The 25737-nt window shown below is 65.9% G+C and carries 20 protein-coding genes and 1 pseudogene; 8 read left to right on the forward strand and 13 right to left on the reverse strand.

Going from position 1 to position 25737, the window contains the following annotated elements; translation table 11 throughout:
• Positions 1-413: 413 nt before the first annotated feature.
• Positions 414-1739: a phosphoglucosamine mutase gene (gene glmM / locus C486_RS04010; protein WP_008453316.1), complete on the forward strand. Its 1326-nt coding sequence runs from the start codon at positions 414-416 to the stop codon at positions 1737-1739.
• 84 nt (positions 1740-1823) lie between these two features.
• On the opposite strand, the gene C486_RS04015 is transcribed toward glmM, so the two are convergent.
• Positions 1824-2030 (reverse strand): DUF7563 family protein, encoded by a 207-nt coding sequence (locus C486_RS04015; RefSeq protein WP_006184423.1) that lies wholly within the window; start codon positions 2028-2030, stop codon positions 1824-1826.
• A gap of 653 nt (positions 2031-2683) precedes the next feature.
• The gene (gene glmS / locus C486_RS04020; RefSeq protein WP_008453318.1) at positions 2684-4495 is read right to left on the reverse strand and encodes a glutamine--fructose-6-phosphate transaminase (isomerizing); all 1812 of its coding nucleotides are present in this window, start codon (positions 4493-4495) and stop codon (positions 2684-2686) included.
• Between the two features lie 626 nt (positions 4496-5121).
• Here glmS and C486_RS04030 point away from each other — a divergent pair.
• Entirely contained in the window at positions 5122-5301 is a 180-nt protein-coding gene (locus C486_RS04030; RefSeq protein ID WP_006184421.1) for a DUF5786 family protein, read from the forward strand.
• Positions 5302-5481: 180 nt separating this feature from the next.
• Here C486_RS04030 and C486_RS04035 read toward each other — a convergent pair whose 3' ends face one another.
• The 6 genes from C486_RS04035 to C486_RS04060 form a co-directional block, all read right to left on the reverse strand.
• Positions 5482-6246 (reverse strand): helix-turn-helix domain-containing protein, encoded by a 765-nt coding sequence (locus tag C486_RS04035; RefSeq protein ID WP_008453320.1) that lies wholly within the window; start codon positions 6244-6246, stop codon positions 5482-5484.
• A 256-nt stretch (positions 6247-6502) separates the two neighbouring features.
• Positions 6503-9730 carry a bacterio-opsin activator domain-containing protein gene (locus tag C486_RS04040; RefSeq protein WP_008453321.1) on the reverse strand — a complete coding sequence of 1076 codons (3228 nt, stop codon included), beginning with the start codon at positions 9728-9730 and terminating at the stop codon, positions 6503-6505.
• Between the two features lie 132 nt (positions 9731-9862).
• Entirely contained in the window at positions 9863-10285 is a 423-nt protein-coding gene (locus C486_RS04045) for a universal stress protein (protein ID WP_008453322.1), read from the reverse strand.
• 153 nt (positions 10286-10438) lie between these two features.
• On the reverse strand, positions 10439-11122 hold the full coding sequence (locus tag C486_RS04050; protein ID WP_008453325.1) for a cytochrome c biogenesis CcdA family protein: 684 nt from the start codon (positions 11120-11122) through the stop codon (positions 10439-10441).
• Between the two features lies 1 nt (position 11123).
• A complete protein-coding gene (locus C486_RS04055; RefSeq protein ID WP_008453327.1) occupies positions 11124-11714 on the reverse strand; it encodes a TlpA family protein disulfide reductase in 591 nt (196 codons plus the stop codon).
• A gap of 2 nt (positions 11715-11716) precedes the next feature.
• On the reverse strand, positions 11717-12445 hold the full coding sequence (locus C486_RS04060) for an SCO family protein (RefSeq protein ID WP_169316570.1): 729 nt from the start codon (positions 12443-12445) through the stop codon (positions 11717-11719).
• A gap of 200 nt (positions 12446-12645) precedes the next feature.
• On the opposite strand from C486_RS04060, the gene C486_RS04065 reads away from it, so the two are divergent.
• The 3 genes from C486_RS04065 (at position 12646) to C486_RS04075 (ending at position 16856) form a co-directional block, all read left to right on the forward strand.
• Positions 12646-13761 carry a DUF7350 domain-containing protein gene (locus C486_RS04065; RefSeq protein ID WP_008453330.1) on the forward strand — a complete coding sequence of 372 codons (1116 nt, stop codon included), beginning with the start codon at positions 12646-12648 and terminating at the stop codon, positions 13759-13761.
• 342 nt (positions 13762-14103) lie between these two features.
• A complete protein-coding gene (locus tag C486_RS21285) occupies positions 14104-14280 on the forward strand; it encodes a hypothetical protein (RefSeq protein WP_160164288.1) in 177 nt (58 codons plus the stop codon).
• Between the two features lie 1370 nt (positions 14281-15650).
• A complete protein-coding gene (locus C486_RS04075) occupies positions 15651-16856 on the forward strand; it encodes an orc1/cdc6 family replication initiation protein (RefSeq protein WP_006184412.1) in 1206 nt (401 codons plus the stop codon).
• Positions 16857-17066: 210 nt separating this feature from the next.
• On the opposite strand, the gene C486_RS04080 is transcribed toward C486_RS04075, so the two are convergent.
• Positions 17067-18215, reverse strand: coding sequence for a M24 family metallopeptidase (locus C486_RS04080; RefSeq protein WP_008453336.1), 1149 nt, complete (start codon positions 18213-18215; stop codon positions 17067-17069).
• 303 nt (positions 18216-18518) lie between these two features.
• Here C486_RS04080 and C486_RS04085 point away from each other — a divergent pair, with 303 nt between their 5' ends.
• The 3 genes from C486_RS04085 (at position 18519) to C486_RS04095 (ending at position 21721) form a co-directional block, all read left to right on the forward strand.
• Positions 18519-20222, forward strand: coding sequence for an alpha,alpha-trehalose-phosphate synthase (UDP-forming) (locus C486_RS04085; RefSeq protein ID WP_008453338.1), 1704 nt, complete (start codon positions 18519-18521; stop codon positions 20220-20222).
• A 2-nt stretch (positions 20223-20224) separates the two neighbouring features.
• A complete protein-coding gene (gene otsB, locus C486_RS04090; protein ID WP_049910121.1) occupies positions 20225-21043 on the forward strand; it encodes a trehalose-phosphatase in 819 nt (272 codons plus the stop codon).
• Between the two features lie 324 nt (positions 21044-21367).
• Positions 21368-21721 (forward strand): winged helix-turn-helix domain-containing protein, encoded by a 354-nt coding sequence (locus C486_RS04095; RefSeq protein WP_008453342.1) that lies wholly within the window; start codon positions 21368-21370, stop codon positions 21719-21721.
• Positions 21722-21775: 54 nt separating this feature from the next.
• On the opposite strand, the pseudogene C486_RS04100 reads toward C486_RS04095, so the two are convergent.
• The 4 genes and pseudogenes from C486_RS04100 to C486_RS04115 form a co-directional block, all read right to left on the reverse strand.
• Positions 21776-22576 (reverse strand): annotated as a pseudogene (locus C486_RS04100) (peptidase M10A and M12B matrixin and adamalysin).
• 39 nt (positions 22577-22615) lie between these two features.
• Entirely contained in the window at positions 22616-22942 is a 327-nt protein-coding gene (locus tag C486_RS04105; protein WP_008453344.1) for a hypothetical protein, read from the reverse strand.
• Positions 22943-23196: 254 nt separating this feature from the next.
• Entirely contained in the window at positions 23197-25218 is a 2022-nt protein-coding gene (locus C486_RS04110) for a bacterio-opsin activator domain-containing protein (protein ID WP_008453345.1), read from the reverse strand.
• A gap of 148 nt (positions 25219-25366) precedes the next feature.
• Positions 25367-25624, reverse strand: coding sequence for an MTH865 family protein (locus C486_RS04115; protein WP_008453346.1), 258 nt, complete (start codon positions 25622-25624; stop codon positions 25367-25369).
• Positions 25625-25737: the final 113 nt, after the last annotated feature.

The raw sequence follows: 25737 nt of genomic DNA on the forward strand, positions 1-25737 counted from the left end.
GCCATCAGAGATGTGTATAAGAGACAGGTGTCGACCTCTCCGTTCGGCCCTCGGGCGGTCGGTGTGGGGGACTCGAGGGGATGGTCGCTCGTCGCTCCGCACGTCGGTCGGTCGAGGCCGCGGCGCGGGTCCGTCGGCCGCCGGAGCCCGTCCGGCGGCGGAAGGCTCTGCCGGTCTCATTCTCACTCGAGCGTACCGGCCAGACTCATATAGACAGCACCGACAGTTCAGAAATCTAGGGGACAACTAACGATCGGGCGCCGCCGACCCGACCGCGTCGCGCCGTTACGAGTGGCGGTCGCCGAGTAATCTCTCGAGACGCCGACACAGTGGCGATGACGGACCGAAACCGTGGCCCGGCTGTCGTCGTTAACCCGTGCATAGTAAGGCACGCGCCGCTCTCAGAAGCGGCTATGTTCGGAACCAGCGGCATTCGCGGACGGGTCGGAAGCGACGTGACGGCGGAGTTGGCACTGTCGGTCGGCCGAGCGGTCGCCTCGGAGGGATACGAGCGCGTCGTCGTCGGTCGCGACGTCCGCGAGAGCGGTTCGATGCTCGTCGACGCGGTCAGCGCGGGACTGCGCGAGTGCGGGGCGGACGTGATCACGGTCGGCGTCGAGGCGACGCCGACGGTCGCGCGAGCGATCCCCCATCTCGATGCCGATGCGGGCGTCGTCGTCACGGCATCGCACAACCCGGCGACGGACAACGGGCTCAAACTCTGGACGCCGTCGGGGAAGGCGTTCGGACCCGCCCAGCGCGAGGCGATCGAACGGCGACTCCGCGAGGACGAGTACGCGCTGGCCGCGTGGGACGGCGTCGGCGATCGCTCACATCGGACCGGCGTTCGGGACCGGCACGCCGACTCGATCCGGGACGCGGTCGCCCTCGAGCGGTCGCCAAGCGTCGTCGTCGATAGCGGCACCGGTGCCGGCGGCGTGACGGCGGCGGTCCTCGACGATCTCGGGTGCCGTGTGCGGACGCTGAACGGGCAGGAGGACGGCTCGTTCCCCGGCCGGCCAAGCGAGCCGACCGAGGACACCCTCGAGACCCTGTCGGCGCTCGTCGCGGAGACCGACGCCGAGGTGGGAATCGCACACGACGGCGACGCCGACCGGATGGTCGCGGTCGACGAGACGGGGTCGTTCGTGCCGAAGGACGTGCTTCTTGCCATCTTCGCCGGAGAAGCCGCGGGCGAGGGCGACCGCGTCGCCGCTCCCGTCGACACCAGTCTCGCCGTCGACGACGTACTGGCCGACGTCGGCGCGTCGCTGACCCGGACGCGAGTGGGAGACGTCTACGTCGCGGAGCGAACGACCGACCCCGATGTCGTCTTCGGCGGGGAGCCAAGCGGTGCCTGGATCTGGCCCGAGGAGACGCGGTGCCCGGACGGACCGCTGGCGGCCTGCAAGCTGGTCGAGCTGGTCGCCGACGGAGGGCCGTTGTCCGACCGCGTCGCCGGAATCGATCGGTATCCGATCCGGCGAACGTCCCTCGAGGTCACGGACAAAACGGCGGTGATGGCCGGCGTGACTGAGCGGGTTCGAACGCGATACGAGGAGGTCGACACGCTCGACGGCGTCAGAGTCGAGACCGAGGACGGTTGGTTCCTGCTTCGCGCCAGCGGAACCCAGCCGCTGATCCGGGTAACTGCGGAGGCGCGGTCGGAATCGGACGCGGCGGACCTGTTCGAGACCGCGAAGGGACTCGTCACCGAGACGACGGCGGCAGACCACTGAGGGGACAGCGAGGAACGGTCCGAGTCAGTTCGATACCGGGACGGCAGCGCCAGCGGCGCTCGAGGGCGGACATCCGGAGACCGGCTATCTGGCTTCTTCGGGAATGAAATCGGAGGTCTTCATCTCGCGGTACGTCGCACAGTCGGGACAGGCGTGGACGACGTCGCGGTTATCACCGAAGACGCGGGCGAACTGACGCGTCACCTGGTTGCCGCAGTTGACACAGCGAGGGGCGCTCGTTTGCGATCGTGACGACATCGGCGTCCACTTCGCGGATTGATCCGTCGACATCAACAGCCCGTACCGACAGAACGGTATTTACTATAGACTGCATAATCAACTGGCTCGTCGTTAGTCAGTGCTTTCGCCCGTGATCTACCAGTGAACAAGACACTCCAAAAATCGAGAGTGTCGACGCCTCGCGCGAGAGAAATTACATATTTCGAACGAGTAATCCAATATTACGCGGTCATAACACCGATTACCAGCCGGGCGGTGAGGCGTCGAAGGGTCGATCGGCTCCCCATCTCCGGACCGTCGATAAATGCCGTCGAGATCGCCCCCTCGAGTACCGGTCCGGCGGCCGCCCGTAGCTATCAGGTGTACCCTTTATATCACGGGCAATTCCTAGTTCAATTGGAGGGTATCAGTCGATACCCATGAGCCGGGTGGTCCGTCGCCGCGGCTCGATCGCACAGACCCTCCACGTTCGATTCCGACATCGTTCGAGTACGGGTCGCGACTACCGACGCCGTGCGGACCGGGCTACGGGGGTGGTCTCAGGTCCTGCGGCTTCGATGACCCTACTCGAGTCCGATCGGCGTCCCGTTCGTCTCACGAGCCGCGGAGCGACCCGCCTTCCTGACGGCTCGTCACGGCGCGCCGATAGCTGTCGGTGAGTACTGTCCGCGACCGGTCGGAACGGAGGATCGAGAGCGGCCGTCCTACTCGACGGTGACGCTCTTGGCGAGGTTACGGGGTTTGTCAATCGGCCGATCGAGGAGGTCGGCGGCGTAGTACGAAACGAGTTGGAGTTGGACGTTCGCGAGCAGGCCGGCCAGATCGGGTTCGGTCTCGGGAATCGCGAGCTGCTCGTCGGCGGCCGCGACGGCCGGATGGTCGTCGGGACAGACCGCGATCACGGGCGCACCGCGGGTCTGGGCCTCCTCGGCGTTTTTCAGCGTCTTTTCGTCCTCCTGACCGGTGAAGATCGCGAACACCGGCGTCTCGGGCGTGACCAGCGCCAGCGGCCCGTGTTTGAGTTCACCCGAGGCGAAGCCCTCGGCGTGCTCGTACGTGATCTCCTTGAACTTCAACGCGCCCTCGAGCGCCACGGGGTAGCCGAGTCCGCGTCCGATAAAGAAGTACGACTGACTCTCGCGGTACCGCTCGGCGATCAGGTCGGCGTCGGACTCGTCGAGCAGGGTTTCGATCCGCCCGGGCATCGACTCGAGTTCCGGAAGGAGGGTCTCGAGGTCGGCCGCCGACGCGCCCCGAAGGTCGCCGGCGATGCGCTGGGCTAGCAGCGTGAGCATGACGGCCTGCGAGGAGAACGTCTTCGTCGCCGCGACGCCGATCTCCGGGCCGGCGCGGATGAAAAGGGCGTCGTCGGCCTCGCGGGCAGCCGTCGACCCGACGACGTTCGTCACCGTGAGCGTGGCCGCGCCCTCGGCTCGGGCTCGCCGGAGCGCGTTGAGCGTGTCGGCCGTCTCGCCGCTCTGTGTCACCGCGATCACCAGCGTGTCGTCGTCGATCGGCGGGGCCGAGACGCTGTACTCGTTGGCCAGGAGCGCAGCCGACTGCACGCCGGCCTGGTTCAGCGCCAGCGAACCGTAGAGCGCGGCGTGATACGACGTGCCACAGGCGACGAACTGGACGCTATCGATATCGTCGAAGGTGCCCGGTTCGAAATCGGACAGGGCGATCCGTCCGCTCGTCGGATCGACCCGCCCTTCGATCGCCTGAGCCAACGAGGTCGGTTGCTCGGTGATCTCCTTGAGCATGAAGTGATCGTACTCACCCTTGCCCGCCTGCTCGGGGTCCCACTCGACCGTCTCGGACGAGCGCGTGACCGGGTTCCCGTCGAGATCCGTGAATTCGACGCCGTCTTGGTCGACGATGACGATATCGCCGTCCTCGAGATAGACCACGCTGTCAGTGTACTCGAGGAAGGCCGGCACGTCGCTCGCGAGGAAGTACTCGCCGTCCTCCATGCCGACGACGAGCGGCGAGCCCTGGCGGGCCGCGTAGAGGACGTGCTCACCGGAAACCATCGCGGTGACGGCGTAACTGCCCTCGAGTTCGTCGATGGCCTGGCGAAACGCCGCCTCGCTGTCGAAGCCGGCGTCGAGGTAGTACTGGACGAGGTGGGGAATGACCTCGGTGTCGGTGTCGCTCGTGAACTCGTAGCCGGTGGCCGCCAGTCGGTCCCTGAGCGCGGCGTAGTTCTCGATGATCCCGTTGTGGACGACGGCGACGTCTTCGCTCTCGTCGGTATGGGGATGGGCGTTCGCGTCAGTCGGCGGCCCGTGCGTGCTCCAGCGCGTGTGGCCGATCCCGACCGTCCCCCGAATGGGGTCCCCGATCGACTCCTTGAGTTCCTCGACCCGCCCGGAGCGTTTTGCCACGTTGATTCCCGAGCCGTTCTGGACGGCGACGCCGGCCGAGTCGTAGCCACGATACTCGAGGTTCTCGAGTCCCGTCAGCAACGGCTCGAGCGCGTTTCCGTCGCCGACATGACCGATGATTCCACACATCGGCTGGTCACCGATCGACGGGCCGGTGGGGATGCTCGTGTGGCCCGGACACAGTGTCAGTTCCTGGGGGTGACGCGCTGGTAGCTCGGTCCCCCACCGACGACGGCAGGAGCGGCAATATGATATCCTGCCGATCCATCGTACGTAATCGAGATGGTAGACGGTACGCAACCATGAGCGGAATTCATCCCTCCTGAACCCATTACTATAGACGGACTACTGCGTCCTGTAGTCCGCAGGTACTTCTCCGCCGACTGTCGGTGACAGCCGTTTCGAGTAGCGCAGCCTGACTGTCTCTGCTGCGAGTGCGTTCCGCAATACGGCGGTTTGAGGCTCGCTCACGGCGTTGTTTCGGACTGAGGGCGAACGTCCGAAAAGTATGATACTCGAACAGCTGACCGCGATTCGTGTACGGAACGTCGAACGCCCGGTATCGGCCCCCCAACGATCGGTAGGGAAGGGAAACGAACGGACACTGATCGTCGCCGCGCCGAGCGCGGCCGTCGATCCGGCGGCGCGACTCGAGACGCCCGCGAGCGACGGCCGTCGGCCGCGTTGCGCGGTGGGCCACCGCCGATGATGGAACGAACCGCCACACCTTTTGCGGTGGGGCGGGACGTGTGCATATGGGTTTTGGTAGCTACGACGAATCCGAACAGCAAGAGCAGACGACGGACGACGAGGACGTAGAGGCAGTCAACGTCCACGAAAACGACCATCAGGGCGAAATGTCGTTCGAGTCCGACGTCTCGACGGACGAGCTGGTCGATCAGCTCGGGTCGATGAAAGACGACGACGAGGAGTAAAGACCGCCGCGGAACGGGGTCGATGGCGACCGGAATCGGACATCCTCGACCGACGCGCCTCGAGACGACCGCGAACTGCTACGGTTCGATACGATCGGCGAATCGCTTTGTCTCGCGCACGAACTCGCGACAGCGTTGCCACGGCCGAACATCGCTTGCGGTCGCGATAGGGCCGTGCGGTCAGGGAAGCGTCGCGGCGCACAGTTCGCCGATCGCCCGCCGTAGTCGCTGGGAAACCGCCGACTTCGAGACGTCGAGCCGTTCCGCGAGTTCGTCCTGCGAGATGCCCCGCGGCACGTCGAAGTATCCCTCTTCGTGGGCGACGGTGAGGAGTGCCTGTTGTTTGTCGGTCAGGGCGACGACGCCGTCGCTCTCGTCGTCGGAAACCCGAAGGTGATCGACCGTGACCGAAATGTCGTTCTCTCGGCAGTAGTCGTTGAACGCGACGAGCCGCTCGCGGTCGGGAAAGCGAAGCTGGACGAGCCAGCCGTCCCGGGAACTCGAGAGGTCGAGCAGGCGACCTCCGAGCGCGGCGGTTTCCTCCGTAACCGTCACCGTACGGTCGGTAAGCGTCACGCGGTAGACTCGGCTGTCGGGGTAGCGATCGACGAGTACCGGATCGGCGACGGTCGGATCGGCCGCGAGAGCGGCTTCGAAGGGGTCGAACTCGCGTCCGTAGACGGTGACGAAGACGACCGTCCGTCCGGGTTCGATGGTGGTCCAGTACTCCGGTTCGACGGTGACCGCCGGCGCGTCTCGCAGGGTCGGCCGCAGGAACAGGGCCGCGTGATCGAGGCGGAGTTGGGCGACGATGCCGCCCTCGGCCTGGGAACGAATCCCCTGCTGCTCGCCATCGGAATCCGGATCGCGGACGGTCTCGGCACCGGTCACCCCAGCGGTCGAGACGCTCTCGGTCTCGGTCGCGTCCTCGGAACCGGTGCTCATCGAGCCATCCCCCGCCCGGAGGGACGGCCGTCGTAAGTACGACTTACCTCGAACGCGCTCATTGAATGGCTTATTCGGAGCCGAGTACATGATCGTGGACGCTATATACGGACACCGGCTCGAGTTCGCCCTCAATATTGATTCAGCAGTCAATTCGCTACGATGTTTTGACGGCGCGGAAAGAACGTGTTACCGGGCCGAAACACGTCGGTAAAAGCGTACTACCGATCGAAATCCGCCGGCCGCCGGTACCGTCTCAATCCTCGGCCGCATCGAACACCGAGGCGAAGAGCTTGCGCTGTGCGATCCGGAGATGCCGGCTGAACGTCGGCTGCGAGACGCCGAGGGACTCGGCGACCTCCTCGCCGGTGTGCTCGCGGGGCCACTCGAAGAACCCGCCGTGGTAGGCCGCTTCGAGCGTCCGTCGCTGTCGCTCCGAGAGGGACTCGGCCAGCGTCTCGAACGGCCGGGTCGAGCGTGGCGGCCGCTCCCGCTCCCGGCGAGCGACCAGTTCCGTGCCCGAGTGAGCCGCCTCGAGCCCGCGGAGGAACGAGCGGACATCGATCGGCTCCCCGAGATCGATCACGACGCTGGTCCGATCGTCGACCGGCGCAACCGATCGGAGGACGCCGCCGTGGTCCGCGACCGTCCGTGCGATGGACGGCGCGGTTGCCTCGGCCAGTCGAATCTCGACGACGGGGTCGCCGTTCTCGTGCCCGACGATCGACACCGAGTCGACCGCCGGCAGCGAGCCGACGGCCTCGTGGATACCCTCCGCGTCGGCGTCGCGGACCGAACAGAACACCGTCGAACCGCCGGCCGACCGCGGAATCACGGCCCGAACGTCGATTCGACGATCGAGTCGCGCTGCGATCGACGAGAGCGGGTCCGACTCGTCCCGAAGCACGACCTCGAGTTCCGTGACGCGATCGGCGAGGAACGCGCGTTTCGTCTCGATCGCAGCGATCGCATCGCCGGCCACCGCCACGAGGTGCTCGCAAGCCCGGCGGGTAGCGTCGTCGAACGCCGACGGTCGCGTGGCGTACGCGGTCAGCGTTCCGTATCGGAGCGCGCCCGATTCGAGCGGGAGGCTCATTGCGGACCGAATCCCCCGCTCGAGGAGCGGTTGCCGCCACGCTCGCTCCGTGGCGTCCCCGTCCCCCCGGCCGGTGTCGGCGACCTCGAGCGTCTCGAGAACGACCGGCTCGCGGGTCGACGCGGCGTCCGCCGTCGGCGACCCGGTGTGTCGGTCGAGCGAGATTCGAACCCCCTCGAGAAACTCGGCGTCACGACCGGCCCACGTCTCGGGAACGATTCGCTGGCCACCGTCGTCCGCGTGGCCGACCCAGGCGAGTTCGATTCCGCCGGCGGACTCGACGGACGGTAGAGCGACGATGGCCTCGCAAAGCCGTCGTTCGACCGCGTCGCGGGTCGGCGCGTCCAGCAGCGATCGCGTCGCCTCCCGGACCCGCTCCGCTCGTGCCGTGCGGGTCCGTAGTCGCTCCCGGTCGCGCTGACAGTCGTCAAGAGCAGCGACGCGCTCGAGCCCCTCGAGCGTCAGTACGGCCGCGTCCGCCAAGGTTTCGATCGGGGCTGTGTCCAGCCCGTCGAACGCCATCGGCTCCGTGCTGGTCGCGAGGACGAGCCCCCGATCCCCGATCGGGACGGCCAAGAACTGTTCGGCCCGGAGCCCGGACCGGGTGAGGGCGTCGTCGAGATGTCCGCCTTCGGAGACGGTCGGTTCGCCGCTCTCGAGGGCGTCGGCCAGCGGAGCGTCGTCGGGATCGATCGCAGGCGGCTCGATCGCGTCCCGTTCGCGTTCGGGCGTTCGTTCCGTCGCCACCGTCGCCGGACGGAGGCGGTCGTCGACGAGATACCAGACGGCGACGTCGGCGTCGGTACACTCGCGAACGGCACCGGTGACGGCGTCGCGAACGGGACCCGGTGAGTCGGCACGGCGGAGGGTCGCGACGGTTGCCCGGACCGTCGATACCGCGGCGGCCCGCGAGCCGCGTCGGTCGCGGATCACACAGAGCGTTCGATCGGACGCCGGCAGCGGGACGACGGAGACGTCGACCGGCCGGGGCCGGCCCACGTCGGTCGCGAGTTCGCCCGTCACGGGCTCCATCCACCTGACGACGGGCGACCGCGCTCGCTCTCGGACCGTCGCGGCGAGTTCGTCGTCGAACAAGTCCTCGAGGTCGCGGCCGACGAGCGCATCCGCTTCCGCGAGTTCCAACAGCGCCGTGTTGGCCAGCCGAACCGTCGGTCCCTCGAGCACGGCGATGCCGTCGTCTATCGCGTCGACGACGCCCTCGAGGAGCGCGCGGCGATCCCGATCCGATGCCGCCGGGACGGCGGTCTCGGCGGGCCGCTCCTTCGCGGAAACCGAGACGCCGTCGTCGCCGGGATAAACAGTGACGGAGAGTCGGCGCTCGCGATCGGGCAGTGCGGTCTCGAACGCGACGGGCTCGCCCGTGGTGTCGGCCTCGCGGAGCCGATCGGCGAGCCGATCGCCGAATCGATCGGGGAGCAGGTCCCAGATGACCATCCCCGTCGGGACGGCGTCGTCGTCCGGTCGGTCGCCAGCGGTAACCAGTTCCCGTGCCGCCTCGTTGGCATACCGAACCTCGCGCCGTGGACCGAGGATGAACAACGCGTCTCCAAGGCGATCGAGTCCCGCTCGTAGCTCGTCGTTGATTGCCGTTTCGACCCCCGGGGCGTCCGTCCGCGTGACGACGATCCCCTCGACGGCCGGGTCCTCGAGTCTGTTCGTACAGGTCAGTGTCGCGACCTGCCAGGTGCCGTCGGCGTGACCCAGCCGGCAGGTGAGCCGTTCGGTCGTCCCGATCGGGGCGGCGGCGACGGCGGCGAGCGTCTCGCGAACCGCCTCGCGATCGGCCGGCCGGACGAGCCGCGTGAGCGTGGTTCGCTCGAGTTCCGTCGGCGTATACCCCAGCCGGGACTCGACGGCCGGGCTCGCGTACTCGATCTCGCCGTCGGCATCGAGCACCCAGACGACCGCCGCGGCGTGCTCGAGGATCGACCGCGGACGCGCATCTGTGGCTGCCGCGGCCAGCCGGTATCGTTCTCGCTCGGCGGCGGTCCTGACGCGGGCAGTCAGGACCGCGTCGGACGCGGTCGGCTCGACGACGTCGCTTGCGCCGGCCGCGAGCGCTCGAGCGGCGTCCCCGTCGTCGACGAGGGCCACGATCGGCCGCTCGCCGGTTTGGGCGGCCAGTTCTTCGAGGGGCGCGTCGGTGGCGGGCGATCCGCCGTCCGCGCTCGCGAACGGACAGACCAGGCAGTGGATCGCTCCAGCGGCGAGTCGCTCGAGCGCATCCTCGAGCGTTCGTGCTCTGAGCAGCGCCCCGTCGTCGAACGCCGCGGCGAGTGTGGTCATCGCGTCGTCGGCGGAGTCGGAGGTACCGACGACCAGGACACGGAGCGTATCGTGGACGACGGTGGCGGTGCCGTCGCTCATCCGGCGACACCCTCGTAGACGAGCGGACGAGCGGGTGCGGTGAGGTGCCCGTCACCGTACCGTATGGCGTGTGTCGAATTCGTACCGACGCGTCGCACGGGAGTCGGTGTCCGGGTCACTGGAACTGCGTCGTTAGGGTGTGTCGCGAACGGTGAGAACCGGAACCGGTGCGTTCCGAACGATTTCCTCGGCGACGCTGCCCGAGATCAGGTGGTCGAGCCCGGATCGGCCGGCCGTCCCGACGATGACCATATCGATCGGGTTCGTCTCCGCGAAGTCGACGACCTGTTCCTGCGGAACGCCGTGGCGGATGTCCGTCGTGACGTCGACGTCCGCATGGTCCGCCGTCTCCGTTGCGCGTTCGGCGGCCGAAACGGCCTCGTCCTCCGGCTCGGACCGCAACCGGTCCTGTTTCTCCGCGGCATGGGGGCCGTCCTCGGAGACCGACAGGACGTGGAGCGTCGCGTCGAGGTCCCGCGCGAGTTCGACGGCGTGATCCGTCGCTCGTTGGGCGACGTCGCTGCCGTCCGTCGCAAGCAATAGGTCCTGATACATTGCTTGTCTCCCGTTCGGGAGACGGGAGGATAGGTTTCGGACCTGCCGTTGCCTGCCGGGTTCCGTTCGACGGCCGCCCACGCGACTACGGAGACGGCCCGTCGCTCCGGTATGCACGGAGACGGCCACGCCGTCGACCGGCACCGCTTCGGCTCAGAAGACGCCGAACACGTCGAGCTCGACGACCGCGAGATAGAGCTGCCCGACTCCGGCGACGATCATCACGACTCCCGCAACGCGTTTTACGAGTCCAGTATAGGCCGCGAGTCGACCGGCGCTCGCGACGAGTCCCATCCCCGTCGCAACGGTCAACGAAACCATGAGGGCCACGAAACTACCCACGTACGTTCCGAGGAGAATCGCCGCCTCGGTCGTCGGCAGCGACAGTGACCGGGTGACCACGCCGATGAATATCGGCGCGACACAGCCTGCCGCCGCCAGCGCGTAGCCGACCCCGAAGATCGCGAACCCGAGCACGCTCGAGCGTCGCTTGGGGAGCGTGATCGACAGCGTCGGCGCTCGTTCGAAGACGACCAACAGACCGAACGCGATCAGGACGACTCCGGCGACGACTTCGAACCACTTGACCGTCGACAGCGTCGCGTGACCGACCCAGAACGTCGCCCCGAGCAGGGCGCTGAACGTGACGAGGACCCCGAGCCCGGCGAGTAGCCCCCGACCCAAGGCACCGCCGAGGGACGCGCGCTCGCCGTCGGTCTGACTGACGTAAAAGCCGACATAGCCCGGCAGAAGCGGGAACGAACACGGAGAGAAGAAGGTCCCGACCCCGGATATCAGCCCGAACGTGAGGGTCATGACGAGCGTCGAGTCGACCATCCTATTCGGCCTCGTTCGCTGATTCGCTCGCCTCGAGTGCTCGTTCGATACCGGCGACGAGTTCGTCCGCAGTCTTGATCCCGGTTTCGGACCATCGAACTGTCCCCGTCGCGTCGATCGACACGGCGGACGGGTAGGGCGTTCCCCAGTATCGGGACGTGAGTTCCGCGGTCGGGTCGAGACCGATCGTCCAGTTGCCGTCGTGTTTCACCCACCAGTCCCTGAGTTCGGCGTCGCTGATCGACTCGGTCGTTACGGACAGGAAGAGGACCTCGTCGCTGACGCGCTCGTGTGCCGTCGCGAGCGCGTCCATCTGTTTGATACAGGGCGAACACCAGGTCGCAAAGAAGTCGATGAACGTCGGTCGATCCGGGGTCGGAACGCGGACTGTGCCGGCCTCGCTACCCGGGGCGTTGACGGTCTCGATCTCGTAGGGGTCGTGTTGTTTCCCCACGATACCGGACGAGTCGCCGCCATCGTCCTCCTGCTCGGTGACGGTGCCCGGAGACGGGACACCGAACGCAGCGACCGCACCGCCGCCGGCAATCACGCCCGCACTGCCGAGTCCAGCGAGGAGGTCGCGGCGACGCATCGCTACTCGTCCACCCCCACGACCGTTCTCGTGTCGTCGACCATCACCTGCGTGTTGACCGCGTCGCGCTGGGTCGCCGCTTTCGGATACGCCCGCTCGACGATGCCGCGCTCGTTGACGAGTTGGACGAGCGCCGAGTGCGTGAACGTGTACGCATTGCCGGCGTCCGCTGACTCGTTGTCCGATGTGGCGGTCGATTCACCGTCGTCTCGTCTGAGCGGCAGCCCGAACGTCTCCTGGAGCATTGTCTTGGCCGTCTCGTTGTCTTCCGGGCGAAGGAAGTGCCAGTGCCCCGCATCGACATCGATGCCCATTTGTTCGCCGTGCGTGCGAAGGGCGTCGGCCGTATCGCGATCGGGATCGAACGTAAACGCGAGCAACGCGAGATCGTCCTCGTACCCGCTCTCGAGGGCGTCCGCCTGTATTCGATGGAGATGCTGGAGCAGTTGCTGGCACATCCCGTCGGGACAGGACGCATAGAAGTACGTGATGACGAACGGGCGTTCGTCGATGACGTCCTCGAGCGAGATCGTCTTGTCGGCGAGCGGGTCCCGAATGGAAAACTCCGGAAAGTCGTCGCCGTGAACCGGATACGAGGGGTCCCCGCGTTGCTGTTCTGGCGGATCGAGCACGGTATCGCTTGTTCCGCCACCGAGCGTGTCACCAAGACAACCGGCAACGCTTGCGAGTCCCGCGATTCCGACCGTGCCGAGATATGTCCGCCGGTCCATGTCTGACTCGAGGGAACGACCGATGAAAGGTTCATTGGTTCGGTTCACGAAGATCGAACGTTTATCGAGGGGGAGTGCGAGCGGCGTGGGGTGGCTGTCGGCGGTCGGAGCACTGCACCCCTCGTGGAGCGTTCGATCGGCGAGGGTGTTTGATCGGCGAACCAACAGGCGTTTTATCGCCGGCGGTGAAGGGCCGCCCAATGAATCGCCGGGGCTTTCTCCGCAGAACAGCGACGATCGGAGCCGTCGGAACCGTCGGAACCGCCGGCTGTCTCGAGGGACTGGGGTTCGAAGAAGAATCCGCCTGGGCGAACCCGCCGCTCGTCGAAAACCGCCCCGACGCCGTCTACCTTCCATCCTCGCGCGAGGAGATGCGGACCTACGGGATGGCGACCGACGGCGACTACGCCGTTGCACTCTCCTATACCTTTCCACACCGGTTCTGGACCGTCGAGGCAACCAGCGACGGGAAGCAACGCGTCGAGGTCGCGACCGACGATACGCACCATCTCATGACCACCCTCTGGGATCGCGAAACGCGGACCGTCCTGCCGGTGGATATGCGACTCGAGCTCCTGCAGGACGGGTCGCCGGTCGACGCGGGCATCTCGTCGCCGTGGCCGATGCTCTCCCAGCGGATGGGCTTTCACTACGGCGACAACGTCGGATTGCCCGGCGAAGGCGAGTATACGGCCCGCATCCGGACCAGTCCCGTCACGCTCGATCGAACCGGCGCGTTCGAGGGACGGCTGGACACCGCGGCCTCGTTCGAGATCGACTTCGAGTACGCCCGCTCCGATATCAACGAGCTCTCGTTCGAGACGCTCGACGAGAGCAAGTGGGGCAACCGTGATGCCTTGTCGCTGATGGACCACGGCGACGGCAGCGGTTCCCACGGCGGTGATCTCGGCCCGCCGCCGACGGGACAGGAGCCGCGGATCGCGGACATCCCCGGCGACTCGCTTGGGACCAAACGCAGCGGCGACGCGGCGATCACCGCGTTCGTGACCGACGCCAACCGGTTCACCGACGACGGCTCGTACCTTGCGGTCTGTCCGAGAACGCCGTACAACGGCATTATCCTCCCACTTACCTCGTTGTCCGTTGCCGTCGAACGCGACGGTGAGATCGTCCGTGAGGCGAGGCTCGTGGAAACGCTCGACGGCGAGATCGGCCACCATTACGGCCTCGAACTCGACGCGCTCGTGGCGGGCGATCGGGTGACGGTTACCGTCGATTCGCCACCACAGGTATCCCGTCACGACGGCTACGAGACGGCGTTTTTCGAGTTCAACGAGATCACGTACACGATCTAATCGTCCGGACGCTGTCCGTGGGGGTCGTGCCGTCCGAAACCCGTGAGGGTCGTGTCGTCCGAAACAAGAGTGAGTGCGCGCCGGCGTGTTCGATGGGGACACTCGAGCGGCGGGAAGTGGAGCCCGATTGCCGATTTCGGACCGGAAAAACGGCTTTCGTGGCGGAAACAGTCCCTCCAATCGAGTCGAACCGACGGACGGGCGACCGATGGAACCGTCGCATCAGCCGCGGTCGTTTCGCGACGTAAATCGTCTCCTACGGCGATCGACCGGCCGGACGGGAGCGACAGCGGTCGCGTACGGCTCCGATAACTAACGGGGAGCGCCGAATACGCTCGAGCGATGTCCCGGACAGGTCAGACGGAAATGCGGATCGGCTGCCCGGAATGCGAGACGACGGTCAGCGCCACCGTTCCGTCGGGACCGGGTATCCATTCGGAGAGCGATTCGAACCCGCTCCTGGGAACGGAGACTCGGTGTCGGAACTGCGGTCACGAACTCGAACTCTACTACTACTGAATCTGACGGCGACTGCCCGCGACTGCCGAAATCGATGTCGAATACCGGAGCTGACTGGCATCGAACGTCGAAACCGACTGCCGAACCGGCCGGTTGATGGACCGAGCGGTCCACGGGGTTCGATTACGAGTGCCGAGCGACGCAGCCACCAAAACACCCTTGGCTTTGTCTCTCCCCCGTTGGCTCTGCCCTCCCTTGACTGCTCCCGGCTCCACCCTCGACTGTTCTCTTCCGTATTGTACCCACACCGGGTTTCCGGTGAAATCCGATCAGTCACCGGAGACACGAGGCTGGGGCCGGGACGGGGGCACACACCGTGTTTCCGGTGAACAGCCTTCGGCGGACTCCGATTGAAGTCCGGGGAGTCGGCACACCGGATTTCCGGTGAATTTACCGACCGCGGCGTCCATGGAATATCGGGAACACCCGGGCGGATCAAAGTGGTGTGAACTGGTCTCACCCACACCGGGTTTCCGGTGAAACGACATCGAGTTGCGGACCGGTGTCGAACGGGCGGAGAACTCGAGACTCCCGACCGTAGCTGACTTAGACTGACCGATTCAGGGCTCCAACGGTGCTGCTTAGACCGATTCGGGCTGTACTCGCGGGTGGATTGGCGGTCGGCTCCGCGGGCGGTCGGCTCCGCGATTAGAGAACGAACAGAGGCGGACTCGAGGCGACATCGCGTGACAACGATAGCGTGGCAAAGCGACGGAAGGCGACGACAAACGAGATGCGACCGCCGACTGAACTCGAGTCCGTACTCGGCTCTGTCCACTGGTCCGAGCGGCCGCCGCCGCTCGTTCGGACACACACCGTGTTTCCGGTGAAAGGACTCGGAAAGGCCGTTCGATCACGCTGTTTTGCGCTGTGCCGATTGTACCCTAAGCCGACCACGGATTGCCAAACTATTTCGAGTCTATAGAAATATATAAACAGTATCTATGAGAAAAGTTCGCCAAGTGAATCGGACTTCTCTTCTCCAGTGATCGGAGAAGGCGAGCGATGAGATATCCCGCTCCCGTCACTGGTTTCGGTCGTTATCGCCCGTCGATACCAGTCGTTTCTGCATGGACAGCCACGGATAACGGAGTCCCGGCATGTCGGAACCTCCGTTTCAACTGGACCCGTGTTACGCCGCTCTCCCCCTTTCACCGGAAACACGGTGTGTGTTCGCAGCCGATCGTGTACGGCTCACTTTGCCGAACGAAACAGTTCCGGACCGGCACGTCGAATCCGAATCCGCCACACAACCGGTCCACAGCCGCTACATGACCGGTCTGCAGGGTTGTGTCACCGCGTTCAGCTCGCCGCTCGAGTCGCCGGTGGCAAACGGAAGGGCTATTTCACCGGAAACACGGTGTTCGACTATGTCGAGTTCCGGCGACGACCTGTTCACACGCGACGACCCGATCTTCGAGAACAAGGAACTCCTCGAGATCAATCATCTCCCAGCGGAGGGCCGGATCGTCGGTCGAGACGACGAGATTTCGGAACTCGCGAACGCGGTCAACCCCGCGATTTTCGGGCAAAGCCCGAGTAATCTCCTCATCTACGGGAAGACGGGGACTGGGAAGTCCCTCTGTGCGAAGTACATCTCGGAACGGGCCGTCCGCGTCGCGGGGGACGAAGATGTCACCTCCGCGTTCGCCTACGTGGACTGTGCACAGGACAACACGGAGACGCAGGCCGTCCAGACGATCGCCCACTCGCTGAACGAGCCGGCGATCACCGATATCAGAATCCCGGACAAGGGGCTCAGCACCTCGACGTACTACAAGCGCCTCTGGACGGTGCTTGACACCCAGTACGATGTCGTCCTCGTGATCCTCGACGAAGTCGACAAACTCGATGACGACGATATCCTCATGCAACTCTCGCGTGCGGGCGAGGCCGGCAAACTCGAGTCGTGCAAGATCGGCGTCATCGGGATCAGTAACAAGATCAAGTACAAGGACCGACTCGACGAGCGAGTCAAGTCGAGTCTCTGTGAACGCGAGTTCGTCTTCCCCCCGTACGACGCGAACCAGCTTCGGGACATCATGCAGGCTCGCAGCGACGCGTTCAAGGACGGCGTCCTCGAGCCGTCAGTCATTCCGCGGGCCGCAGCCCTCGCGGCCCGCGAACACGGCGACGCACGGAAGGCGATCGACATCCTCCGATACGCCGGGGAAATCGCCCAGTCGAAAGGCAACGAGACGGTTCGGGAGGAGTTCGTCGTCCAGGCGCGCGAGCGGGCCGAAACTGATCGGTTCCGGGAACTCATCCGCGGCTCGACGCCCCACTCCCGGTACGTCCTGCAGGCCCTTGCCGTCCTCTCGCTCAATGCGGCCGACGAGGACGGGTTCCGAACGACGAAAATCTACGACGTCTACGAGGAAATCTGCCGCCAGGAACGCTCTGACCCCCTCTCGCTCCGGCGAGTTCGCGATCTGCTGAAAGAACACGCGTTCCTCGATATCTTAGAGCAGACCCGTCGGAGCGGCGGGAGCGCGGAGGGGAGCTACACGGAACACCAGTTGCTCGAGGACCCGGATGTCGTCCGGACGGTGCTCGTCGAAACCGACGAGTCGTAGCCGTCCGCCACCGCCGACGCGGCCCGGGAGATCAAGGAACATGCGCCAGTCGCAATGGGCCGACATTTCACCGGAAACCCGGTGTCCCCGTTCGACGCGGTCGAGCCATCGACGTGATCCGGACGCAACTCATACGGACCGCTGTCAGTCAGTGCCGCGAACCCACGGCCCGGCTGTGGGGTTGTCGGGAAATCGGGACCGCAGACCGAATCAGCGACCGCTTTCCCAGCCTCGCGGCGTGTCGTTCAGTCGCTCGGCACCGTCGTCGGTCACGACGACGAGATCCTCGATTCTGACGCCGAACTGCCCATCGAGGTAGATCCCCGGTTCGACGCTGAAGACCATGCCGGGCTCGAGTTCGCGGTCGTTGCCGGCGACGATGTAGGGCGGTTCGTGGACCTCGAGCCCGACGCCGTGACCGGTTCGGTGGACGAAGGCGTCGCCGTAGCCGGCCGCTTCGATGACCGACCGGGCGGCGCGATCGACCGCGCCGGCTTCGACGCCGGGTTCGACGGCGTCGATCGCGGCTTCCTGTGCCTCCCTGACGGTTTCGTGGACGTGCTCGTACGTCGCGGGGGGGTCGCCGACGACGATCGTTCGCGTTTGATCGCCCGGATACCGGCCCGTTCCGCCCTCGAGGTCGGCCGGGACGAACGCGCCGAAATCCAGGACGATCGGGTCGCCGGCCTCGATCGGCCGCGAGCCGCTGTGGTGGTGTGGCCGGGCTCCGTTCGGGCCGGCGGCGACGATCGTTTCGAAGGCGGGCTCCTCGCCCCCGTGGGCGGCGAGCAGGCGGTCGATCTCCGCTGCCAGCTCCGCTTCGGTCGTCCCGACGAGGTCGTCGCCGCGGTCGCGGATCTCGAGTGCCACCTGGTCCGCGATCGCGCCGGCCCGCCGGAGCGCGTCGAGTTCGACGTCGTCTTTCCGGATTCGTAGCGGCTCGAGGGCGGTACTGGCGAGCCCGAACTCGGCGTCCGGACACAGTTCCCGGAGGTCCTGGGTGAACGTTGCCCACAGTCGGTCGTCGACGAGGACGGTCGCCGGGTCGGAGCCGTCGAGGGCATACCCCTCGAGCACGGCCGCGATCTCCTCGAGCGGATCGTCCGCGTCGGTCCACGGCCGCAGCTGCAGGGTCGGGATCGGGAGGTCGGAGAGTTGGTTCTCGTACATCGCCGGCGCGACGAGGGCAGGATCGCCGTGCTCGGGAACGAACAGCAAGAGGTGTCGTTCGGACGGCGTCTCCTCGAAGCCGGTCAGATAGGTCAGATTCGGACTCGGGAAGCAGACGGCCAGGTCGGCCTCCGCGTCCTCGAGTCGGCGCTGACAGGCTGCGATCCGGTGCTCGAACGGGGGTTGCATGGGCGGGACTTCGCTCGAGTGAGAAATCAACGTTTGGTTCTGGTGACATCGGCCGCGGGGTGTCGTCGGCTCCCGACTGCCACCGAGCACCGGTCGCGTCGCCAGCTGGGTGTGTCGCTCGCGTCTCGTTTCCAGCGCCGCGGCACACGCCTCGCGTCCCGGCGCGTCCGAGACCGATCCCGAGCGGTGACCCTCCCGGTGGTCGAACAGTCGGGACGCCGCGAGTACTAGCGGGAACGTATTAACCCCCTGGCGATCGCAAGCGGCGAAGCAACCCGTCGTGATGCTGTGGTCTTTCAGCGAATGCGAGTTACCGAGCGGTTGTCGTCGAGGACTGTACGAAATCGACAGCGACGGGCCGACGGCCGCGGCCGAACGGACGAGGAGTCCGCGTCCGACGGGCCCAGCTGTCCCGGTTCGCTGATCGTTGTTTCGAACCGGCAACCGTATCGTCACGAGTACCGAGACGAGGACGCCACCGCACCGTCGGACGACGACGCTACGAGCCCCGACGGAACGGGGCACCCACGGACGGGGACGGACGGTGATGGCCGTTCCACAGCCGGGACGAGACCGATCACGGTCGACGAGCCGACCGGCGGTCTGACCGCCGGTCTCGATCCCGTTATGCAACGAACCGACGGGACCTGGATCGCCTGGGGCGACGGCGACGCGGACTTCGATGTGACCGACGAGCGGAACTGCGTGGCCGTCCCGCCGGATGAGGGAGCCTATACGCTCCGTCGACTGGATCTCTCGGACGACGCCGTCGACGCCTACTACTACGGGTTCAGCAACCGCGTGCTCTGGCCGCTCTGTCACGGCTTTCCCGACCTGATCGAGGACCGGCCGACCGACTTCGACTGGTACCGGACAGTCAACGAGCGCTTCGCCGAGGCGGTGGCCGACCATGCGACAGGCGAGTCCGTCGTCTGGATACAGGACTACCACCTCGCGCTCGCGCCGCGGATGATTCGGGACTCGGTGCCCGCCGGGGCGACCGTCGCGCACTTCTGGCACATCCCGTGGCCGTCGCCGGCGACGTTCCGGCAGTGCCCCGCCGCCGGCCGCGTTCTCGAGGGATTACTGGGCAACGACCTGATCGGCTTCCACGTCGATCGGTACGCCGAGCAGTTCCTGCACTGCATCGATCGCTGCCTCCCGACCGCAATCGTCGACCACTCCCATGGAACGGTTCGCTACGATGGGCACACGACTCGCGTCGTGGCGACGCCGATGGGCGTCGACGCCGACGCCTACGAGCGGGACGCCCGGGCGGGCGATCCCGACCGGCTTTCGGACCTGTTCGATGAGTACGGGATTCCCCAGGGGACGACGATCGGGCTGGGGTTGGATCGGCTCGACTACACGAAAGGCATCCCCGAACGGTTGGCGGCCCTCGAGCGGCTCCTCGAGCGGAATCCCGACTGGTGCGGCGCGTTCACCTTCATCCAGAAGGCGACACCCTCCCGGACCGACATCGAGACCTACGAGCGATACGGCGAACTCGTCCGCAGCGAGGTCCGGCGGATCAACCGCCGCTTCGAAACCGACGACTGGCAACCGATCGTCTACACCGAGGACATGCTGTCCCAGGCGGACATCTGTGCGCTCTACCGCCGCGCGGACGTGATGGTGATCAGTCCGCTGATCGACGGCATGAACCTCGTCGCACAGGAGTTCGTCGCCGCGAGCGTCGACGGCGACGATGCGCTGGTGCTGAGCGACCGGACCGGGGCACACGAACGCCTCGGGTCGCACGCGCTGACGATCGACCCGACCGATACCGACGGGTTCGCGGCGCAACTCGAGCACGCGCTCTCGATGTCGCCGTACGAACGGCGACGACGGATGAACACGCTCCGCCAGCGCGTGTTCGACGACGACCTCGAGTCGTGGATGGCGACTCAGTTCGACTGGATCCGGCGGGTACACGGCGATCGTGAGCGCAGCGACACGACCACTGACACCGACTCCGATTCCCGGGAACGGACACCGCCAGTGTAGCGATGACTGCCACAGAGACACCACCACGGCCGCTCGAGGAGGAGTTGCCGCGGGTGCGGGCGACGCTCGTGGACGCCACCGGACTGCTGGTCTGTCTGGATTTCGACGGGACGCTCGCGCCGATCGTCGACGATCCGGATGCGGCGGTCCCGACCGAGTCGAATCAACGGGCAGTGACCGCGCTCGCGGAGACGCCGGGCGTGACGACGGCGGTCGTCAGCGGGCGCGCGCTGACGAACGTCCGCGAGCGGATCGACGGCCCGACGATCTACGCCGGCAATCACGGATTGGAACTCGCTCGGAACGGATCGGTCGCCGTCCATCCAGTCGCCCGCAAACGCGCGACACGAGTCGAGCGACTCTGTGCGATGCTCGAGACCGTGCTGGCGTCCGTGCCGAACTGTCGGGTCGAGAACAAGCGCCTGACCGGGACGGTCCATCTCAGATCCGTTCCGGCGGCCGCCGAAACGACCGTCCGTCGGATCACCCACGATCTCGTCGACCGCTTCGGCGGTGACGCCCTCGAGATTTCGACCGGGAAACGAATCCTCGAGATCGGACCCGACATCCCGTGGGGCAAGGGCGATGCGGTCGAGTTGATCGCCGCCGACGAGCCCCCCGGAACGGCCGTCGTCTACATCGGGGACGACGTTACCGACGAATCGGCGTTCCGTGCCGTCGAACCGGACGGGATCGGCATCCGGGTCGGCGACGACGCGCCCTCGAGCGCGTCCTATCGGGTCGCATCACCCGCCGACGTCGCGTCGGTTCTCTCGTGGCTCGAAACGATCCAGAACGAACGCGGCGAACGAGTACGGTGACGGGGACGCGAGTCGGCTCTCGATAGCGGCTCGTGACCGCGTCTCGATTACGAGGAAAACGGGAACGGCTAGAGGGGGTGGGTGGGAGCCGAGTATGGGCAAGTCATGACCGAGTCCGGTATGGGGGAGCGGCGTACCGGGGCTCTGCTCGGTCTGGCACTGACGGTCGGGGAGCCGTCCGCGATCGCTCGGCCCACCCACCAAAACCGTATGAACGCCCACCACTTAAACACACCGATAGGAATAACCAACAGAAACAACTCGTCTCGAGCCGAAAGTATTAGTTACCACTGGAAATATAGACCGGTACGAGAGTGAACGAGAGTGAAACTCCGCCAACCAACTGATTTCCTGATCCTCGAGGCGCTCGAGGACAAGGGACGAAACGTCGCAACGAACCTGGCTGCACACACGGGAAAGAGCCGAAAGAACATCAACACCAGACTGCCGGTGCTCGAGGATTACGGGCTCGTCCGGAAGATCGGTCCCGCCGAGCGATCCGGGCTCTACGAGATTTCCTCGACGGGGAAGGCGGCGCTGGTGTACCGAGACCAGTACGACGAAGTCGACGACTTCGAAGCGCTCATCGAAGGACCAAACGCCGCCCCGGACCACCACGGAGAGTCCCAGGCCAGTTTCGCCCGCGGTGAGAACGACGACGACGAAACCGACGAGTAACGGCACGGACGTTCGGTTTCGCCGTCGGCGGTTCGTTTTCGGCCGGAGTGGCAACTATCCGATCGCGATCGGGTCTCGACCCGTTTCGATGGTGTCCGAGAAGAGTCCGCCGTTGTACGTCGCGAGTTCGCGGCGGGCACACGGCGAGAAGGCAAAGCTGAGCCGTTTCTCGAGTCCGTCCGGCGGCGGAATCGCCGACCCGCAACGACCGTGATCGGCCTAGTACGACGGGTCCCACGCGTAGCTACTGAGCATTGGCATCGCGGTCACGGCGTCGTCGGTGCGGATCGCCACGCCGTGTTCGTGGTCCAACCCGAGCGCGTGGCCGATCTCGTGAACGAGGACCTGCATCGTTCGCGTCGGTGCCGTGTTCGGGACGATCCACCGCGTGCCGTCGACGAGCGACTCCTCGAACGGCTCGAGGGCGGCGATGTGTCGCGCCCCGCCGACCGATGCGATATGTGACACTCCGTATCCGGTCGGTGCCACCTCCATCCTGCCGTCGGTAACCAGCACGTTGACGTCCGCCACCGGTTCGAGATCGCGTTGGCCGAGTCCGCCCGCCACGACGGCCATCGGCTACTCTCCGCGGATCATGAGCCGGGCGGCATCCTCAGTCGAGACCGCGACGGTCCCGCCGACGGAGAGTTCGAGCGTCCAGTGCTCGACGGAACGGAGCGCCGTGAGGTACTCGCGGATGCGGTCGGTGACCCCCTCGTGGGTCGCGGCCTGCTCCGAGAGCCAGATGCGAACGGAGAGCGTTTCGGTTGGTTCGTGCGACGCCTCCGCCAGCGTCCCGAGCGAGATCATCGAACCGAGCGCTCCGAGGACCACGCGACGCGTCGTTCGTGTCATCGTACCGCTGTCCCCCCGTTGCGAGCGACCATGGACGGGCTACCCCTCGTGTCCGGTTCCACCGCTTCGCTCACCGTCGGCCAGCGGTGTGTGCGGTGCCGTCACGGACGTCCTCGCTCGCGTATCGACGACTCGAGCGCGGCCGTCGGCGACGCGAATTTCGACGCCGGCGGGCAACTCGCTCGACTCGATCGCCGCGAGCAAGAGCAACGCTCCGTTCCGGGTTTCGACCAGCACCTTCTCGGGGGCCCGCTGTCGTAGACAGAGCGTCCATACCCCGGCCCGAAGCCGCCTTTCGATCTGCCAGTCGGTGACGTACCGCCCGTCGGTCCCTTCGAAAAGGGAGTCAACGGGTGGCACGAACACGCCCCTCCGCCACTCGCGGGGTGGCACGCAACGCCGGTTTCCGAACGGTCGTCGTCATTCCCGTCGATCGATGCGCTCCCGACCGGATCGGTGCTGGGGTTCATATAGCACTCTTTGAAGGAAACGTGACTGTCAGACGAGCCCGAACGTCACACCGCAATCGAACGGCCCGGCTACGGTTGGCCGAGGGTGGGGTCGCCACGGGCTGACGGAGCCTGCCCTCGACGGCCGGCGACGGCGACCGCTCCCCGCGGTTAGTTGTGACCGCCGTTCTCGAAGAACTCCGCGAGAATCCCTTTGAGCCCCTTTCGAAGGTGCTGGTGCATCGTCGGCGGTGAGATATCCATCGCCTCCGCGATCTCTTCACCGGTACTTTCGCGGGGCCAGTCGAAGAACCCGCCGTAGTATGCGAGGCGCAACGTCGTGAGCTGTCGATCGGTGAGTTGATCGAGAATTCGGCTTCGGCGCTGGGCCGCCGTCCGGACCGGTCGATCGACTTCGCGTCTGGCGACGAGGTCGGTGTCCTCGTAGATGACGGTCAGCGCCTCCGCGATTTCGCGGACATCGGCGTCCTGGGACACCTCGACGAGACAGGTCCCGATCCCCGACTCGACCGTTACGTCTCGGATCGTCGCCCCATGGTTCGCGAGGGTCCGGACTCCGGATTTCGCCAACTGCATCTCGAGCGTACAGTTTTCCTCGCCGTCGTGGATGAGTCGACACCGCTCGATGGAGTCATGGTCCTGTGCCTTTTCGAGGACCGTCTCGCCGTCCAGTCCGTCGACCGTCACGTACTGGAAGGTCCGCCCGTTGGCCGTGGTGCCAGCCCACTCAAGTGAGCAGGTACAGTCGTACGCCTTGGAGAGGTCAAACGAGAACGTCTCGCCGCTGTCGATCCGGAACTCGAGTTCAACGACGGTATCGGCAAAGAGCAGTTGACGGTTCTTCACCGCCATGATGGTAAAGCCGATCGTCTCCCCGAGCAGCCTGAACCCGGCCCGCTCGCGCTCGCTGAAGGCGTCGTCCCGGCTCGCGAGGACGGTGAGCACGCCGTAGATCGCGTCCTCGTGGGTGATCGGGACGGCGATCGCGGATCTGACGTCGTCCTCGCGGGCGGCCTCCTGAAGCGGTTCGGGGATCGTCCCGTCCTCGCGGATCCGGTTTGTCGTTCGGATCTCACCGGTCTGGACCGCCTGCATGAGCGGCCGCTCCTGATCGACCGTGAGATCCCGGACGGCGTCGAGATAGTGTTCGGCCTCCCCCGCTCCGGTCCGGTAGGATAGTCGCCCGTCGCCGGCCCGTTCGGCGATCCACGACCCGCAGTAGAGGTCGGAATCGACGAGTTGCTCGCAAACCTCGCGTTCGATGGCATCCCGGGCCGGTGCCTCGACGAGCGTTTCGATCACCTGCCGGACGACCGCGTTGATCCGGTTGAGCGTCTCGAGTTGGTCCTGTCGCGATCGGAGTTGCCGTTCGCGCCGCACCCGCTCGGTGATATCCCGGGCCAGCCAGACGACGGCACGTTGTCCCTGGATTCGCTGGTCGATCGGGACGACGCGGGCCTCGAATCGACGAAGTCCCTCGGTCGTCTCCGCGTCGTACTCGACCGACTGGACATCGTCGGTTCGGAGCGCCCGTTCGATGCAATCCTGTAGCTTCGTGGCGACCTGATCGGGGAAGGCATCCTCGAGTTGGGACCCCGGAAGGTCGTCGGCCGCCGTCGAATACAGGTCGGCCGAGTCGGGCCGGGCCTTTGCCTCGAGATAGGTGCCGTTCTCGCCGATGACGAACGCTTCGTCGGGCAACTCGTTTGCGAGGATGCGGTGATATTGGCCGTCGTCGGCGGACGGCAACTGGGAGTGGGATCGGATCGTCGCGACGATCCGATCGATCGGGTCCTCGTCGCCGCCCGTCGGCACGTAGTCGGTCGCGTCGGCCCTGAGGGCGACGGTCGCGAGCCGCTCGCTTCCCTTTGGGGGTGCGACGATCGTCGGGACGGTCGCCACCCGATCGTGAACGCGCTGCAAAACCGTCTGTATGTCGCTGGGACAGTCGAGTTCGACGACGACACCGCTCGGGACGGTCGCTGCCGCGTCACCGTCCGTATCGGGCGGATCGGTCGCGTCCGTCCCGATGACGTCCTCGAGGTCCCCTGTCGCGGAGAGCGTTCGAACCTCGTGTTCGGTTGCCCGCTCGAGTCGCGAGCGGAGATCGCTTCTCTGTTTTCGACGATCCGTTACGACGACGATCGGCCCGGGTCGATGTGTAGCGGTCATCCTATCTCCTCCCTGTCCCGCATGAACGCGGACGAAGTCAGCCAACGAGACTCTATTCTATCAAGACATGTTGTGGAATAAAAGCTTACTGGTCGTTTAGCGCCCGTTCGGCGAGTCACCGCGTGATTTCGTCACGGACTCGGTACCGTCATGCGTTTATCTCACCGCGATTCCGAAGCTCCGCGAGCAGGTCGTCGACGAGCGACTCGACATCGTCGTACGGAAAGTCGCCGCCGGACGTCTTCGCCTGCAGTTCCATCACAGTCATCGAGAACTCGTCGGATTCGAACGTCGTCCCGGGCCCGTCCGGAAGTGCCGGAACCAGTTCCATCGGACCCGCGACCGGGTACTCAGCACCCTCGAACGCGGCGACCAGTTGCGCGCGGAGCTCGGCTTCGTCCGTCATCAGGTACCATGGTTCGGCTCCGAAACGGATAAGATTGCAGGTGGCGTTCCGGTTCCGAACTGCGGTACGCGCGGCCGTCGGACACTCGGACCGGCCTGCTCCCCGATCTATAG

The organism is Natrinema gari JCM 14663, from assembly GCF_000337175.1.
GTDB lineage: Archaea > Halobacteriota > Halobacteria > Halobacteriales > Natrialbaceae > Natrinema > Natrinema gari.

What these genes read in the sequence shown, in the direction of transcription:
- glmM (WP_008453316.1), top strand. Translation starts at nt 414, where the DNA reads ATGTTCGGAACCAGCGGCATTCGCGGACGGGTCGGAAGCGACGTGACG.
- C486_RS04015 (WP_006184423.1), bottom strand. Translation starts at nt 2,030, where the DNA reads ATGTCGACGGATCAATCCGCGAAGTGGACGCCGATGTCGTCACGATCG.
- glmS (WP_008453318.1), bottom strand. Translation starts at nt 4,495, where the DNA reads ATGTGTGGAATCATCGGTCATGTCGGCGACGGAAACGCGCTCGAGCCG.
- C486_RS04030 (WP_006184421.1), top strand. Translation starts at nt 5,122, where the DNA reads ATGGGTTTTGGTAGCTACGACGAATCCGAACAGCAAGAGCAGACGACG.
- C486_RS04035 (WP_008453320.1), bottom strand. Translation starts at nt 6,246, where the DNA reads ATGAGCACCGGTTCCGAGGACGCGACCGAGACCGAGAGCGTCTCGACC.
- C486_RS04040 (WP_008453321.1), bottom strand. Translation starts at nt 9,730, where the DNA reads ATGAGCGACGGCACCGCCACCGTCGTCCACGATACGCTCCGTGTCCTG.
- C486_RS04045 (WP_008453322.1), bottom strand. Translation starts at nt 10,285, where the DNA reads ATGTATCAGGACCTATTGCTTGCGACGGACGGCAGCGACGTCGCCCAA.
- C486_RS04050 (WP_008453325.1), bottom strand. Translation starts at nt 11,122, where the DNA reads ATGGTCGACTCGACGCTCGTCATGACCCTCACGTTCGGGCTGATATCC.
- C486_RS04055 (WP_008453327.1), bottom strand. Translation starts at nt 11,714, where the DNA reads ATGCGTCGCCGCGACCTCCTCGCTGGACTCGGCAGTGCGGGCGTGATT.
- C486_RS04060 (WP_169316570.1), bottom strand. Translation starts at nt 12,445, where the DNA reads ATGGACCGGCGGACATATCTCGGCACGGTCGGAATCGCGGGACTCGCA.
- C486_RS04065 (WP_008453330.1), top strand. Translation starts at nt 12,646, where the DNA reads ATGAATCGCCGGGGCTTTCTCCGCAGAACAGCGACGATCGGAGCCGTC.
- C486_RS21285 (WP_160164288.1), top strand. Translation starts at nt 14,104, where the DNA reads ATGTCCCGGACAGGTCAGACGGAAATGCGGATCGGCTGCCCGGAATGC.
- C486_RS04075 (WP_006184412.1), top strand. Translation starts at nt 15,651, where the DNA reads ATGTCGAGTTCCGGCGACGACCTGTTCACACGCGACGACCCGATCTTC.
- C486_RS04080 (WP_008453336.1), bottom strand. Translation starts at nt 18,215, where the DNA reads ATGCAACCCCCGTTCGAGCACCGGATCGCAGCCTGTCAGCGCCGACTC.
- C486_RS04085 (WP_008453338.1), top strand. Translation starts at nt 18,519, where the DNA reads ATGCGAGTTACCGAGCGGTTGTCGTCGAGGACTGTACGAAATCGACAG.
- otsB (WP_049910121.1), top strand. Translation starts at nt 20,225, where the DNA reads ATGACTGCCACAGAGACACCACCACGGCCGCTCGAGGAGGAGTTGCCG.
- C486_RS04110 (WP_008453345.1), bottom strand. Translation starts at nt 25,218, where the DNA reads ATGACCGCTACACATCGACCCGGGCCGATCGTCGTCGTAACGGATCGT.
- C486_RS04115 (WP_008453346.1), bottom strand. Translation starts at nt 25,624, where the DNA reads ATGACGGACGAAGCCGAGCTCCGCGCGCAACTGGTCGCCGCGTTCGAG.